11 protein-coding genes, 1 pseudogene and 1 CRISPR repeat array are annotated in these 15,489 nt (G+C 40.3%); of the genes and pseudogenes, 6 read left to right on the top strand and 6 right to left on the bottom strand.

Translation table 11 applies throughout. The features are described from left to right. The first annotated feature begins 20 nt into the window (after positions 1-20). Positions 21-152 (top strand): hypothetical protein, encoded by a 132-nt coding sequence (locus ACMX3D_RS21940; protein WP_482747933.1) that lies wholly within the window; start codon positions 21-23, stop codon positions 150-152. Positions 153-158: 6 nt separating this feature from the next. On the opposite strand, the gene ACMX3D_RS21935 is transcribed toward ACMX3D_RS21940, so the two are convergent. Both ACMX3D_RS21935 and shc read right to left on the bottom strand, forming a co-directional pair. Further along, a complete protein-coding gene (locus ACMX3D_RS21935) occupies positions 159-1,046 on the bottom strand; it encodes an NAD(P)-dependent oxidoreductase (protein WP_482747932.1) in 888 nt (295 codons plus the stop codon). Between the two features lie 268 nt (positions 1,047-1,314). Continuing rightward, positions 1,315-3,228 carry a squalene--hopene cyclase gene (gene shc / locus ACMX3D_RS21930; RefSeq protein WP_482747931.1) on the bottom strand — a complete coding sequence of 638 codons (1,914 nt, stop codon included), beginning with the start codon at positions 3,226-3,228 and terminating at the stop codon, positions 1,315-1,317. 116 nt (positions 3,229-3,344) lie between these two features. On the opposite strand from shc, the gene ACMX3D_RS21925 reads away from it, so the two are divergent. Further along, a complete protein-coding gene (locus ACMX3D_RS21925; RefSeq protein WP_482747930.1) occupies positions 3,345-4,505 on the top strand; it encodes a glycosyltransferase in 1,161 nt (386 codons plus the stop codon). Here ACMX3D_RS21925 and ACMX3D_RS21920 read toward each other — a convergent pair. Further along, complete coding sequence (locus ACMX3D_RS21920) at positions 4,493-4,786, bottom strand: type II toxin-antitoxin system YhaV family toxin (protein WP_482747929.1); 294 nt, start codon at positions 4,784-4,786, stop codon at positions 4,493-4,495. The genes ACMX3D_RS21925 and ACMX3D_RS21920 overlap by 13 nt on opposite strands. Positions 4,787-4,989: 203 nt before the next feature. Next, a CRISPR array of direct repeats spans positions 4,990-7,496; the repeat unit is 37 nt; unit sequence ATTGAAATTTCACTTAATCCCTATCAGGGATTGAAAC. Positions 7,497-7,589: 93 nt separating this feature from the next. On the opposite strand from ACMX3D_RS21920, the pseudogene ACMX3D_RS21915 reads away from it, so the two are divergent. Together ACMX3D_RS21915 and ACMX3D_RS21910 are read left to right on the top strand one after the other, a co-directional pair. Then, positions 7,590-8,282 (top strand): annotated as a pseudogene (locus ACMX3D_RS21915) (IS1 family transposase). A gap of 345 nt (positions 8,283-8,627) precedes the next feature. Beyond that, on the top strand, positions 8,628-9,761 hold the full coding sequence (locus tag ACMX3D_RS21910) for a peptidoglycan-binding protein (protein WP_482747928.1): 1,134 nt from the start codon (positions 8,628-8,630) through the stop codon (positions 9,759-9,761). Here ACMX3D_RS21910 and ACMX3D_RS21905 read toward each other — a convergent pair. Together ACMX3D_RS21905 and ACMX3D_RS21900 are read right to left on the bottom strand one after the other, a co-directional pair. Continuing rightward, positions 9,756-10,211 carry a DUF2141 domain-containing protein gene (locus ACMX3D_RS21905; protein WP_482747927.1) on the bottom strand — a complete coding sequence of 152 codons (456 nt, stop codon included), beginning with the start codon at positions 10,209-10,211 and terminating at the stop codon, positions 9,756-9,758. The two genes, ACMX3D_RS21910 and ACMX3D_RS21905, sit on opposite strands and share 6 nt — an antisense overlap. Before the next feature lie 597 nt (positions 10,212-10,808). After that, positions 10,809-12,194 (bottom strand): sensor histidine kinase, encoded by a 1,386-nt coding sequence (locus ACMX3D_RS21900; protein ID WP_482747926.1) that lies wholly within the window; start codon positions 12,192-12,194, stop codon positions 10,809-10,811. A gap of 446 nt (positions 12,195-12,640) precedes the next feature. Between ACMX3D_RS21900 and ACMX3D_RS21895 the strand changes: the two genes are divergently transcribed. Further along, positions 12,641-12,814 (top strand): hypothetical protein, encoded by a 174-nt coding sequence (locus ACMX3D_RS21895; protein ID WP_482747925.1) that lies wholly within the window; start codon positions 12,641-12,643, stop codon positions 12,812-12,814. A 234-nt stretch (positions 12,815-13,048) separates the two neighbouring features. Next, complete coding sequence (locus ACMX3D_RS21890; protein WP_482747924.1) at positions 13,049-13,948, top strand: S66 peptidase family protein; 900 nt, start codon at positions 13,049-13,051, stop codon at positions 13,946-13,948. Positions 13,949-14,018: 70 nt separating this feature from the next. Here ACMX3D_RS21890 and ACMX3D_RS21885 read toward each other — a convergent pair whose 3' ends face one another. Further along, positions 14,019-15,467, bottom strand: a complete 1,449-nt coding sequence (locus tag ACMX3D_RS21885) for a GTP-binding protein (protein ID WP_482747923.1) — start codon at positions 15,465-15,467, stop codon at positions 14,019-14,021. Positions 15,468-15,489: the final 22 nt, after the last annotated feature.

The following is a 15,489-nucleotide window of genomic DNA, read 5'->3' as shown; positions in this document are numbered from 1 at the left end:
ACCATTTGGGATTTGGCATTGTGAAAGAGTTATTGATCAACACTTTTAACAGGCCAGATCCCGTAATTATGAGTTTAATTCCTGATTTTCACCTAGAGAAAATTTATGAATTGCCGCTACAGGTGGGCGATCGCTTCATAGTAATATCATGATTGGAATTATGATTTCACAATCGTTCCCGCTTCTAACTCTAAAGCTTTGATAAATGCAGTCGCATTTTCTTCGCCCCAACCTAGATTTACTGCTGCCTTGATTGTTTCTCGTACCATTGCCGCCGCAGGCATTGGTGAATTCAAATCTTGAGCTAATCGAGCAATCAAATTGACATCTTTAAGTAAGTGTTTTAACGCAAAGCTCGTTGTAAAGTCTCTATTGCTCAATGTTTTGCCTACACCATCAAAAAGAGGTGAGCGAAAATCTACCACATGCAGCACATCAAGCACATCTTTGGGATTAAGTCCGGCTTTAGTTGCTAAAACCATTGCTTCTCCTAAAGCTGCAATCTGCGTTGCAACTATCGAGTTGCCAATGAGTTTCATGGAAGCTCCTTTACCAGTATCACCCAAGTAATGTGCTGAGGCGCTGAATGTCTGCAAAAGAGGTTTGACTCGCTCAAATACCTCTTGTTTGCCACCAACAACAATCCATAATCCTCCAGATATCGCTTCATTTTTACTACCAAATACAGGAGCATCGAGAAATTCAACATTCTTTTTGGCATAAGCTGCGGCTTCTCGATGAGAGGTATCAGGATGAACCGTACTAGTATCGATCGCAATTTGTCCTGATTGTACGTTCGATAAAATGCCATCTTGCCCAAAGACAACATCTTCAATTGCCTGTTCATTTGACAAGCAATAAATAATCACATCAGCATTTTGAACAGCTTGTGCAGGTGTTTGTGCTTGTTTTGCACCTTGTTCAATCAAAGGCTTACAAGATTCAGGGCTGCGATTCCAAACCGTGACAGGATAACCTGCTTTCAGCAAGTTGGTTGCCATGCCACTACCCATGATCCCAAGTCCTAAATATGCAATACGTTCCATGATTTTTCCCGGATGATGTCTGATTTAAAAGAGTTTATAGTGATATTTTTGGCGCAATAAAAAGAAACTTTATGTCCGCTGATACCCTCTGTTTAGATTACTGAGCCTTTTAGTATAAATTCATCTTCCAATTGATAGACTCGCAGATAAACGTAGATAAATTTGTATCTCAGCAGACTCAAAAACACTATTTTTTATAAAATAAAAAACCACAGATGAAGACTGATAAATTTTTCATCTGTGGTCTAATTTATAGAAAACTTTTGCTTTATTTAATCGCTTGATATCGCCCTAAAGCAATTAATGGAAAATACTGCTGATACATGTGATATTTGAGATAAAAATGACAGGGGAAGCCAGTTCCAGTAAAGTCGGCTTCAAACCAAGTACCATCTGATTTTTGTGTTGATACTAGGTAATCAATACCGCGTTCAATTGCTTCCATCAAGAATGTGCCAGTTGCTTCACCTGCGGCTATTAGCCCAATTAAAGCCCAAGCAGTTTGAGATGCGGTGCTGCGTCCTTGACCTTTGAGACTAGGATCGTTGTAAGTGCGGCAAGTTTCGCCCCAACCACCATCAGAATTTTGACAGCCAACTAACCAAGCCGCGCCTCGTTCTATCTGCCGTTGATACTTTTGCGGGTTAATTAAAGCTAAAGCTGAGAGAACACCACTAGTTCCATAGATGTAATTTACGCCCCAACGACCAAACCAACAACCTTCCGGTTCTTGTTCTGCAAGGAGGTAGGTAAGGGCGCGTTCTAAGTTGCGAGAATCAATGGATAAGTTACAAGCACCCAGCATTTCTATAACTCTGGCGGTGACATCAGCCGTGTTGGGGTCAATCATAGCTTTTAAGTCACCGTAGGGTATAGCATTGAGCCATTCTTGATCATTATTTAAATCAAAAGCTGCCCAACCACCAGCTTGACATTGCATAGATGCAACCCAGTTTACAGCACGAGCGATCGCAGCTTGTTTTAATTTTTCATTAGGCAGTTTAGCAGCATCTAAAGCCATCACCACCACCGCCGTATCATCCACATCAGGATAAAAGCGATTGTCAAATTCAAACGCCCAAGCACCTGGCTTTCCTTGGTGATTTTTCACCACCCAATCACCATAATCGAGAATTTGCTTTTGTAGTAACCATTCTCCGGCTTTCACAATCGCCGGATGATCGGGTGCAACACCAGAATCTATCAAAGCCCGAATTACCCAAGCTGTATCCCAAACAGGTGAAACACAAGCCTGGACGCAATACTTATCTTCAGTTTCAATGGCAAAGTTATCAATTGCTTGGAAGCCCCGTTCCACAATTGGGTCGGCTTGGTTATAACCTAAACACCGCAAAGCCAGCATAGAATTGAGCATAGCAGGAATAATGCCGCCCCAGTCGCCGCTGACTTCTTGTCGTTCTAAAATCCATTTTTCGGCGGCTTTGATACCTTCTTCACGGAAGGGAACTAAATTTAGGCTTTCAGCTAATTTAAAACCTTGATCTAAAGTGAGGAATAAATCTGTCCAATCACCTTGGCGGGGTAATTCATACTGGACTTGATCAATACCTTCAGCGTATAACTCATCTAAATTAATTGCGGGGTTAACCTGAAAAACAGGTTTACCGTCACACACAATCAACAGCGGTACAGTACTAGAACGCGCCCAGCTAGACATTTCATAAATATTAACCGGGAATGCTGTTGGTAAAAGCATTATCCAAGGCGGGAGAGAAGGAATACCGCGCCAGTTGTAGCAACCAATCAAGGCTAAGTGTAATTTGGTAAAGATGCGAGTTTTGCTGATACCGCCTCGTTGCAGAATAAAGTCTCGCGCCCGAATCAAAGCTGGGTCGGTTGCTGGTACACCCAACAGCCTCAGCGCCATATATGCTTCTACGGAAGTGCTAAGTTCGCCGCCATCATCATAAAATAGTTCCCAACCGCCATGCTGCCGTTGCTGAGAACGCAAGTAGTTTTCTATTTTATGTAATGGCAATGACCGAGTTTTATCTGTTCCCCAAATTTTATGTAACAGAACCACCTCAGCCGTAATGGTGACGTTAGATTCTAACTCCGCCCACCAGTAACCTGCGGGATATTGCATCGAAAGCAGGTATTTTTGACTAGCTGCGATCGCATCTGCGAGTTGATTGACTTTTACCCTGTCTTGTGTTTGCATCAACTGAAGTATGAAATATCAAGTGTGAAGTCTGAAAGAAAGATACCACGGATAGTTTTTATGATCTGTGAAAGGTATAAAATACCAAGGTTTAATTCTTCATCCTCTCTTTAGTCATGGTGGCAATTGTACTAGGGTTGGTGGTCTTATCCTTATTAATTTGGTTAGGATTACTGAGTTTGCGGGGACAGTTTTGGCGAGTAGATCAGCAATTAGAAGTAACACATCCTCAGCAAGAATCTTTACCCAAGGTGTGTGCGGTGATTCCAGCGCGTAACGAAGCTGATGTTTTACCTATTAGTCTGCGATCGCTTTTACTACAAGATTATGATGATAATTTGACTATATTTTTAGTAGACGATCGCAGCACTGATGGTACAGCAGCCTGTGCTGAAGGAGTCGCCCACGCGGTAGACAAACCCCAGCAATTGCATGTTATCTCTGGTGACGTATTACCTTCTGGCTGGTCTGGTAAACTTTGGGCAGTACAGCAAGGTATCCAACAAGCAAAAGCATTTACACCGGACTATTTTTTACTTACCGATGCAGATATTGAACACGATGTCAATAATCTGCGGCGACTTGTTGCCAAAGCTGAACAAGAAAATTTAGATTTGGTTTCGGTAATGGTGCGGCTGCGATGTGAAACCTTTTGGGAAAAATTTTTAATTCCAGCTTTTGTCTTCTTCTTCCAAAAACTTTATCCTTTTCGCTGGGTGAATAATCCGAGAAATTCCACAGCGGCGGCGGCTGGTGGCTGCATCTTAATTCGCAGAACAGCTTTAGAAAAAATTGGTGGTATTGGAGTTATTCGCCAAGCCTTGATTGATGATTGCGCTTTAGCCAAAGCTGTAAAATCCAGCCAAGGACGCATTTGGTTAGGTTTGAGTAATTTAACACGCAGTTTGCGCCCTTACAATTCTTTAGAAACGATTTGGGAGATGGTAGCGCGAAGTGCCTATACTCAATTGAATTATTCACCTGTATTATTACTGGGAACGGTAGTAGCAATGACTTTGATTTACCTAATTCCACCTTTGGCTGTGCTGATTGGTGCAGTGTTGGGTAATTGGATAATTGCAAGTATAGGTTTAGCGACATGGTTGTTGATGACGTTAACTTACTTACACACTATCCGCTTTTATCAATGCTCACCTTGGCTTGCTTTTAGTTTACCTGCGATCGCCTTTCTCTACACTTTAATGACTATCGATTCTGCTATCCGCCATTGGCAAGGACGCGGCGGTGCATGGAAAGGACGAGTTTATCCTGGGTAACTTATCAGCAAGGATGCAGGGCTGCAAGGGTGCAAAGGAGAGAGTTTTGCTGTTTGTGTACAGATACATCGAATCTTTTTTACCCTACTGTAGCGTTTTAACGCTCCTGTCAAAGCAAAATGACTCGCAAAAGGATCAGCAGGAATCTTAGTTTCAATTGCTACATTAATTGCAGCAAATAACTTTACTGTTGCATGAATTTTATATTCAGCTTCTGGTAACTGCTCTTGCAACCGAGAAACACGCTCAAATAATTCTTGCGCGGATAGGTAGGTGTACAAAATCGCTCTTGCGGCAAAATCGCTGGATTCCTTTGACTACAAGCTTTTGCAGAAAAATAAAATTAAAATCAGCCGCGCACCTTATGTAGTCTATATGTCAGCTATTGTTAGTAAATCAATTGACATTTTATCATGTTACAATCAACCCATCCGCGAAATCGAACCTTGAAAACTAAATATAGATATATCTTTCGGCTCCCGCCATTGAAATTTCACTTAATCCCTATCAGGGATTGAAACACGCGATACCCCAACCACGTTACCACCCGCCGCCGCATTGAAATTTCACTTAATCCCTATCAGGGATTGAAACGAATACTCTGCACATCAATTTAATAGGCGATCGCCATTGAAATTTCACTTAATCCCTATCAGGGATTGAAACGTTACCAGCGTTACTACCACAGTTAGCGGCAAATTGAAATTTCACTTAATCCCTATCAGGGATTGAAACATATAAACCTCTTGGGTAGCCTCAGCCAGAATAGTATTGAAATTTCACTTAATCCCTATCAGGGATTGAAACAAGACGCAGTAATGACTCAAAATAGGGCTAGGGTTATTGAAATTTCACTTAATCCCTATCAGGGATTGAAACGTATGCCTTCTAAGTAGGGGAGAATGGCGTTTATATTGAAATTTCACTTAATCCCTATCAGGGATTGAAACCTATCAACTACATAACCTCTAGCAGTCCAGACATGGGATTGAAATTTCACTTAATCCCTATCAGGGATTGAAACATGTTCACGCTGGTACACCTCCTTTAGAAGATGTGTAAAATTGAAATTTCACTTAATCCCTATCAGGGATTGAAACTTAAGATAGCGTTGTGTTCATCTATTAAATTAGATAATTGAAATTTCACTTAATCCCTATCAGGGATTGAAACGTAACTGTATACCTGTATCCGACCCAAGATACCTTATTGAAATTTCACTTAATCCCTATCAGGGATTGAAACCCATAAATACACCGTGACAGCGCAATCCTGCGGTGAATTGAAATTTCACTTAATCCCTATCAGGGATTGAAACGATTTCTATATCTTCACAATCTAGTATTTACAATTCTATTGAAATTTCACTTAATCCCTATCAGGGATTGAAACGCATCAATCGCGGGTAATTGTCCAATATTGCCAGAACATTGAAATTTCACTTAATCCCTATCAGGGATTGAAACTTAAAGCGTTGATAACTCTCAAACATTCACTCTCTGAATTGAAATTTCACTTAATCCCTATCAGGGATTGAAACGTGCTGGATTGTATTGCAAAGATATTCCATCACATTGAAATTTCACTTAATCCCTATCAGGGATTGAAACTTTAATTCTGCGCGTACATTCTCAACTTCTGCCAAAGATTGAAATTTCACTTAATCCCTATCAGGGATTGAAACGATTAGTCGCCAACCGGGGAAACCAAATCTTTACTTTATTGAAATTTCACTTAATCCCTATCAGGGATTGAAACCTAGACTCTATCCGCTGCCAACAAGGCAAGCCTTGCATTGAAATTTCACTTAATCCCTATCAGGGATTGAAACGACAGCTGCACGAACTGACAGAGTAACTATTCGCTATTGAAATTTCACTTAATCCCTATCAGGGATTGAAACGAGCATTCCCCCAGTAACTGCTGTTCCGGTGCTGAAGAATTGAAATTTCACTTAATCCCTATCAGGGATTGAAACTGTCTCTTGGCGCTCAAGGTCGATCAGGGCTTGGTTATTGAAATTTCACTTAATCCCTATCAGGGATTGAAACAAACCGATCCGGTGAATCAGGATCGGCGTGGTCGATCGGTATTGAAATTTCACTTAATCCCTATCAGGGATTGAAACGTTTGTGACGACTACTACGACGAATTCCAAAACGATTGAAATTTCACTTAATCCCTATCAGGGATTGAAACAAAAATGGTATTGAATATAACATTGATAACAGAGGTGAATTGAAATTTCACTTAATCCCTATCAGGGATTGAAACTTCCCATCTATGGCGTTACAGATGTTTCCTTTAACATTGAAATTTCACTTAATCCCTATCAGGGATTGAAACAAGTCCTCATCAGCTACTTCAACGTAGTCTATCTCCATTGAAATTTCACTTAATCCCTATCAGGGATTGAAACCCAAGCGCAATTGTTTTAGTGCCAAATGGTACAAGATTGAAATTTCACTTAATCCCTATCAGGGATTGAAACGCATCATCATATTAATAATCACCTCCACGTAATTGAAATTTCACTTAATCCCTATCAGGGATTGAAACTAAAACCCTGTTAACTATCTGTTTATGTAATCCAATTGAAATTTCACTTAATCCCTATCAGGGATTGAAACAGCTTCCGCTAACGATGGCAGAGGAAAAGTAGAATTGAAATTTCACTTAATCCCTATCAGGGATTGAAACTAAAAGTATTAAAGATTGTTCCGATTTATCTGTAAAAATTGAAATTTCACTTAATCCCTATCAGGGATTGAAACATTAGAGTAGGGGAATTAACTGGAACAAAACCCATCCATTGAAATTTCACTTAATCCCTATCAGGGATTGAAACGTTTGGGGAATCTGCCACCACTGTACAATCTTCGCATTGAAATTTCACTTAATCCCTATCAGGGATTGAAACGCCGTATGCTGGGTTTGACTTCGATCGGGGCTTGATTGAAATTTCACTTAATCCCTATCAGGGATTGAAACGCGATCGTTGAGGGTATGCCAGCGGAACAAGCCGCTGCGTAAGATTGAAATTTCGGCGTTGCATAATAGAGGGATGAATTGAGGTACTCTACTGTGAATTGTCCATACTGCGGCTCTACTGAGATTAGGAAAAATGGCTGGCGGCGAGGTAAACAGAATCACATCTGTACTACGTAGTGATCGCCAATTTATTGATGTCTATAGCCCACCAAAAGGATACTCAGATGAGAAAAAAATAGAATGCTTAAAAGCATACGTTAATGGTGCAGGCTTTAGAGCAATTGAACGTCAAACAGGGGTTCATCACACGACGATAATTAACTGGGTAAAACAAATCGGCGGAAAGTTACCGGAGGCACCGCCAACAGATAAAATACCATCAGTTGGGGAATTAGATGAACTGGAAACTTTTGTGCGGTCAAAAAAAACAAAATTTGGATATGGACGGCGTTAGACCACTTTAATAGGGGAATTTTGGCTTGGGTTGTAGGAGACCATAGTGCAGAAACCTTTAAACCTTTATGGAATATTGTTAGCTTCTGGGGATGCTATTTTTACGTCACAGATGGATGGCCTGTTTACGCTAGTTTTATTAACCCAGGAGACCATATTATTAGCAAAACATATATGACGAGAATTGAAGGAGAAAATACACGTTTACGCCATTATCTGGCACGTCTACATCGCAAAACATTATGTTACTCCAAATCTGTAGATATATTTAAGCTATCAATGAAATTGTTACTACACTACTTAAAGTATAGAGAAATACCCGTATTTAGCTGATTCATCCCGTATTTATGCAACGCCGGTAAATTTGTGCAATCACAAATTCTATCCGCGTTTATCTGGGTTTAGCTACGATTAATTGCTCTACATTGCTCAGTTCATTTTGAGGACTTACGTAAGAAAACAGAAAATTAAGTTTTTATAGCAGGGTGTAGGTGTTAAAAACCCTTACACCCATCTCAACCGAGAATCTTTGTGCGTCCTGGGGGAGTTAAAAACTGTTGGTTAATGGACTAGAGTAAAGTTATTGTGGTATGGATAACTTCAAAGCACGTTCAGGCTGAAACTTGCAATATGAGGCTATGTCCTTCCTCTATACTGATATTCATCTGTTTTACTTGTGTGAGTTTGTACCCTAATCGCCCAAGTACAGCCACATCTAACCCTACATCCCTAACAATTACCCAAGTCAATTCCCAGCAGTCTAACAAGCAGACTGTTCTTAAACTTGGTAGTCAAGGGCTAGATGTGCAGAGATTACAATCTCAATTGAAAGATTTAGGGTTTTACAAAGGAGCGGTAGATGGAAAGTACGGCTCAAGTACACAAATTGCTGTATCTCAATTTCAAAAAAGCAAAAATTTAAAAAGAACAGATGGTGTTGCTGACCAGACAACTCAAGTGAGTTTACGAGCCGCTATTCTCGTGAAAAATCAGTTTCCGAGTTCTTCAATTGTGGCTTCACCTAGCTCAGATACTCAACCAGCTGCTCAAGCCAAGCCCAAGCAAAAAGATTTCATTTGGTGGTCATTATTAGGAGTGGGAATTTTTGGCAGTATTGGCGCAATTCTTTTTTTATTAAGATGGTTTCGTCAGGTCAAGCAAGCACAAAAGTCTCAAAATTCTCAGCTTCCTGCTTTGAATGCAGCCGATGAAGACTCAGTGAAACCACCGTTACCAGAATTGGATAGCACCTCAATTAGCCCAGAAACCTCTGCACCAGAAACCAGTATACAAACAACATCATCACTACCAACAACAGTTTTGCCACTGGAAAAAACTTCTCGCTTGGCTAAACTCAATATTGTTGATGAATTAATTAAAGATTTACACAGTACCGACCCGACAAAGCGGCGAAAGGCGATTTGGGATTTAGGACAGCAAGGTGATTCGCGGGCAATTCAACCTTTAGTAGACTTATTGATTGATGCAGATTCCCAACAACGCAGCTTAATTTTGGCAGCTTTGTCAGAAATCAGCATCCGCGCTCTTAAGCCAATTAACCGTGCTTTAGCTATCTCTTTGCAAGATGAAAGTCCACAAGTACGGCAAAATGCCATCCGTGACTTGACTCGTGTCTACGATATGATGGCACAGATGAGCCAAATGCTAGGCCACGCAGTCGAAGACCCAGATGCAGACGTGCAAGCAACTGCAAAGTATGCTCTCACTCAGATGAAGAGAATGCGTGGCTTACCAGTTCAACCGAATTTACCAGAAGATAATCACAAAGATTCAGGACAATCAGCCTTATAAATATTTCAACTGAATTTTGATATCTGTATTTGCACCTGCAACGAGAACAGCGGCCTCGTCAAATTTGGGTGGTCGGTCACGAATTTCTGGGTTTTGGGAAAATCCAAAGCCTTCGAGGGGAAAACCTAAGTCATTACGATTAACTATGAAGTCGTCATTTTCATCGTGCATTACAGCAACAGCATAGTTACCTGCTTTTAAGTTGGTAAAGGTAATTTTTACAGATTTGTCAGTGATTTTAGTACACTGTCTTTCTAATACACGATCGCGATCGCTAGGAAATCCTTGACTGCTGGCAAATATACTGGCACAGACTTGTCCAGTTGTGTTTTTTAAGCCATCAATTTCTACATTCAAGTTCCCATTAAAATTAGCCCTAGCAATCAATGGCGAGGCAAAATTTCCTAAAGCTGCAAGCAGAATCATGCTGACTTTCAATCTTTTGCTCATAAAATTTCTTTGAGGAAAACAAATATTACTAATACTCAGTTGCACTTTGATTTGTAGGTGCAGAGTTATACTGCCATGATTTGGTTAAAATTTGCAAGTATAGCAAAGTCCTGAGTATAAGCCCATTTGTAGTGTGTCTGGTCAAATACTTGTCATTAAAGCTGCAAGGGTGCAGGGGGAGCCAGCGAGATGGGCAGGTTTCCCGACTTGTAGCGACTGGCGTTGCAGAGAAGAGGGTTTTGGAGGTTCTGTACAGATGTAACGAATTATCACTGATCAGTTGGACATGATATCACTGCTATTCCATGCTTTAAACTTTATGCTCTTTCCGATATCTCTAAAAATATAGGACTCATATTTGATTAGTGAAAAAAATCAGTACACATCTAACTTTCCTGTTATCTGTTCGAGAGAGGCAACAGGGAAGAGGCAACGGGTAACAGTCAGATGTCATCAGGAGGAAAGCTTAACAGGCAACAGGTTGTTTCTTTCTATTCCCTGTTCCCTGTTCCCTATTCCCCATTCCCTGTTAAGAGTTCCCTACCTACACAAGGATTTTCAGTAATCAATTCGGATTCCTATAGAAAGTAGAAATTTTTATGGTAGTCTCACGGGTATTTGAATGATGAACTCAGTTCCTTTTCCCAGAGTAGACAGACATTTTAATTGTCCCCCATGCTTTTCCACAACAATTTGATAGCTGATAGATAGTCCTAATCCTGTACCTTTACCAACAGGTTTAGTAGTGAAAAAAGGGTCAAATAAGTGTTTTTGAATATCCTCTGGAATGCCTATACCATTATCAGCAATCCTAATATTGACTTGGGCATCATCAGTAAGTTCAGTCCGAATTTGAATTACTGGTTTAACTAATAATCCAGAGTTCTGAGGATGTAATTCTTGATTTTTGATAATTGATTCTTGTAACGCATCAATTGCATTTGCCAAAATATTCATAAAAACCTGATTTAGTAGCCCAGCGTAGCACTCTATTTCAGGAATATTGCCATACTCTTTAACAATACTGATTCTTTTCCCATTGATTTCTTCTTGGAGGCGACTGCGTAAAATTAGCAGAGTACTATCAATACCTTCATGAATATCAACTATTTTTTTCTCAGCTTCATCAAGACGAGAAAAGTTTCGCAAAGATTGAACAATTTGCTGAATGCGATCGCAACCTAGTTTCATTGATGCCAATAAATTTGGAAAATCTGCGGTGATATAATCTAAATCAATTTCCGAAATTTTATTTTTAATCTTTTTAGCTGGCTCTGGATACTTTTGTTGATATAGACTAATCAAGTCAAGTAAGTTATCCGTGTAATCAATAGCGTGGACAAGATTACCTGCAATAAAATTCACAGGATTATTAATTTCATGGGCAATACCAGCAACTAATTGTCCTAAAGCTGCCATTTTTTCATTTTGTAATAAGCGGGTATAATTATTTTGCAAATCTTGAAAACCAGCTTTGGCAATTTGTGATTGTTCTTCAACAAGTTGAAGATGAGTTAAGGTTAAAGCATAAATTTGGGAGTAAGCTAAAAGTAATTGATGAAAATCAACTAGCCCATACTTTCCTGATGGATTTGCAACTAGAATTGGCTCATAAACTAAATGAAATGATCTTTGTAATGCTTTCTGAGTTGCTTCTACAACAGGTAATTCTCCAGAAAGTATGAATAAATCTGGTTGAAGAAAGTTATACAAGTTTTCAATTGGTCGCCGAGAAAATAACCCAAAACTATAAGGGCGACTCATGTGTTCAAAAAACTTTTGCCGCGAAATCATCCCTACAAAAGATTGTTTTTTAGTCAAAATAATTCCTGGCAGTAAAGGTTCTTTGCCAAAGAGAGTAATTAAATCACCACCTGGACAATCTAATTCAACCTGAACTTCCCACAAAGGTAATTCTTGCAAAGTTGACTCTAATCGCAGGTTAATCTCATTAGCATGTGTCATACCATGCATAGCAAGCATAATATCAATCCTTTGCCTTTTAGGTTATATTTCTGGTTTTCGCCCTGAACAATAGTTACAAAGTAAAGTATGAAAAAGCAGTATTGTCATTTTTAGTTTTCCCAAAGTTAAATCACAAATCTTGACTTTGGGCAAAGTTTTGCATAAGAATTCAGAAGTCAGAATTCAGGAATCAGAACAAGAAAAAGAGGATTTAAAACCGCTTATTCATGTACCACTCATACAGAACTCAGTACGAATTCTGTATGAGTGGTACAAGTATTCTATTTTGATAAATTTCGCCTGATGTGGTGATGAGATCGCTTTGTAATATAACAAGAATCGGCATCTAGCATCTATCTCATGTTGCACAATCACCAACAGCTACTTCTTTCTTCGGCAAGATAGCAAAATTTTTCCGCTTGATCAAAATAGGTAGGCATAATCTCTGCAAGAAGGAAATTCTTATGAAGAATATAGCATCTGTTGCTGTAGCAGTGCTTTTGAGTACTGCTATTGGTGGAGTCTTCTTTTCTGATTCTCAAGCAGCCAATCAACCAGACATTTTAATTGCACAGCAAGGGCGGCCGTCTCCTAGACCAACAACACCTCCACCTAGACCTCCTCGTACACCTCGATGATAATTTGGATTGAATAAATATAACGTTTAACAGAGTCAAGAATTATGATTGACTCTGTTTCTTTCATGAGTGTACATCCCATAGACTAAAGGAAGTATAGTTTAGGACAATGTTAATTGCTCAAAGCTTTGAGGTGATTGGGTTTATACTCAGCACTTTCAACTCAGCACTCAGCACTTTGCTATAGTTGGAGTTCTGCTAATTCTGAAATACTGACTCCGGAATAAGTTATTGATGAAATCGACAATTTTACCCACACCGTTAAAACCTGGAGATTTGTTGCGCGTTATCGCCCCTAGTGGTGCTTTGCGAGAATTTGATGCTTTTGAGCGGAGTATAGAAATTTGGCGATCGCGCGGTTATCGTGTGGAAATTAGTCCGAATATTGACCAAAGTTGGGGATATTTGGCAAACAAAGATGAAATTCGTCGTCATCAGTTAGCCGCAGCTTGGCAAGACCCCAATTGCCAAGGTATTCTCTGCGCTAGAGGTGGTTTTGGCAGCACTCGCATTTTAGAAAGTTGGGATTGGCAAAGCAAATCCATCACTCCAAAGTGGCTGATTGGCTTTTCTGATATTACTGCTCTTTTGTGGAGCCTTTACAATGTGGGGATTTCTAGCGTTCACGCGCCTGTACTGACAACTTTTGCCAACGAGCCAGATTGGTCTAGAGAGCGGCTATTGAATTGGGTAGAAGGAAAAAGTATCGACACTCTCAAAGGTTGTGGCTGGGGTGGTGGTATTGCATCTGGAATTTTGCTTCCTGGTAATCTTACGGTAGCCACTCATCTTTTAGGCACACCACTGCAACCAAATTTTGCAGATGTGATTTTGGCTTTTGAAGACGTGACCGAAGCGCCATATCGTATTGACCGGATGCTAACACAATGGCGGTTAAGTGGTGTTTTATCAAAAGTGCGAGGAATTGCTTTGGGAGGCTTTACTCGTTGTGAACCTCCAGCCAACGTGCCTAGCTTTAGTGTCGAAGAAGTTTTACGCGATCGCTTGGGTGATTTAGGTATTCCCATTGTCTCTGATTTACCCTTTGGTCACGGCGAACAAAATGCTGCTTTACCAGTTGGTGTACAAGTAATTTTAGATGGCGAGCAGGGAACATTAGATGTAGCCATGTAATAAAACAGAGGCTAAAGACTAGAAACTAAGGACTAGTATTTTTACTCAGCACTCAGCACTCAGTACTTTCTTATACTTTCAACTTCAATTGCAACTCATCTTTAATGCGGTTGAGAATAGAAGCTTCATCGAGGTTAGCCAAAATCTTAGTGATGACTGCTTTTGGCCCCTCTGGCCCCCACGTTGCACCATTGGCTAAATAAGCTTTCGTGACTTGGCCAATGCCGTATGAAGATACACCAGCTACACCTGCTTGGGTTAATGCGACTGTAACGTAAGGCCCAAGGGTAGCGCCTGCTGTAGCGGGTGCAGAGATACCTAGTAAAGTTTTTAAACCACTTAAACCTAAGTTTGCTAGTAATTCGCTAACACCAATACCGCCCATACTTAAAGCTATTCTTTGCAGTAATTTTACAGCACCAGCTTCGGTCATAGGTATGGCGTAGAGTTTGGATAAACCTAAAATCAAAGCAATATCAATGACGATGCTACTCAGTATATCTACTACTGTAACTGGATTGAGTGCGATCGCCAGTGCTTTGGTCATAACAGCTTTCCAAATCAACTGATTGGCGTTCTGTTCTCGAATACTGAGTTTACGTTGTACCAGTTGCTCATTTACAGTGTCAGCATACAGCATCGAGTTCAGCGCTACTAATGCTTTACCTTCACGCTGCAAAATTTCTAATATTTTCAGCTTCAGTTCTTCTACTTGGGCATTTCCTGTACGCAACTGCAAACCCCTACTACCATCAGGGCGAATTACCGCTGTCTTGACTAAAGGCGAAGCGGCTGACATAACAATTTCTAAAGGTGTAAGTAATTCCTTGACCCTTTCATCTCGAATTTTTTCATAAATTGCCATGCGATCGGCTTCGGGATATTGGTCTACTTTGTTAAACACCAAAATTATCGGTTTCCCCGCCTCACGTAACTGAGAAAGGGCTTGGTGTTCTATCTTGGTCATGTCTCCTGAAATCACAAACAAAATCAAATCTGCTTGTTTGGCGATTTGTTCCGCCAAAGCTGCACGAGTATCACCATCAATTTCGTCTAACCCAGGAGTATCAATTAGTTCTACCTGCGATTGACCAACACTTGGTAAAGTGACTCGCAAAGCCCGTTCATTTGTCCCAATCAGTTCTTCGTGAATACTCCAATTAACTCTTTGTGCTGCACGAGTGACACCATGTAAGGGGCCTGTTTCAAATACTGGTTGTCCCACCAAAGCATTCAGTAGAGATGATTTACCCCGACCTACCATGCCAAAAGCAGCAATCTGCACTACCATGCGATCTAATTTTGCCAGCATGGTTTCTAAATCAGCCAGTTCTGTTTCTAATCCTGCTTTTTCTCGTGTCGTGAGGTCAAGATTAGCTACCAAGTTTCGCAGGGCTGTTTGTGCTTGTTTATAATTCAGTTCCGCTTGAATGTCTTCAAAGCTAAAAATGGCACTATCGAGTTCTTCCTCCCAGTTAGGCGAGTCATTTTGATGCGGTTCTGGCAATTTGGACGGCATGTTAATTGGAGATTTTTGCTTT

The sequence above is a fragment of the Anabaena sp. TISTR 8404 genome (assembly GCF_056847745.1).
The sequence above is the reverse complement of the archived record's forward strand: the minus strand, read 5'-3'. Positions and strand labels throughout refer to the sequence as shown.

Coding starts and splice junctions, on each gene's coding strand:
- ACMX3D_RS21935 (WP_482747932.1), bottom strand. CDS start 1,046: ATGGAACGTATTGCATATTTAGGACTTGGGATCATGGGTAGTGGCATG.
- shc (WP_482747931.1), bottom strand. CDS start 3,228: ATGCAAACACAAGACAGGGTAAAAGTCAATCAACTCGCAGATGCGATC.
- ACMX3D_RS21925 (WP_482747930.1), top strand. CDS start 3,345: ATGGTGGCAATTGTACTAGGGTTGGTGGTCTTATCCTTATTAATTTGG.
- ACMX3D_RS21905 (WP_482747927.1), bottom strand. CDS start 10,211: ATGAGCAAAAGATTGAAAGTCAGCATGATTCTGCTTGCAGCTTTAGGA.
- ACMX3D_RS21900 (WP_482747926.1), bottom strand. CDS start 12,194: ATGCTTGCTATGCATGGTATGACACATGCTAATGAGATTAACCTGCGA.
- ACMX3D_RS21895 (WP_482747925.1), top strand. CDS start 12,641: ATGAAGAATATAGCATCTGTTGCTGTAGCAGTGCTTTTGAGTACTGCT.
- ACMX3D_RS21890 (WP_482747924.1), top strand. CDS start 13,049: ATGAAATCGACAATTTTACCCACACCGTTAAAACCTGGAGATTTGTTG.
- ACMX3D_RS21885 (WP_482747923.1), bottom strand. CDS start 15,467: ATGCCGTCCAAATTGCCAGAACCGCATCAAAATGACTCGCCTAACTGG.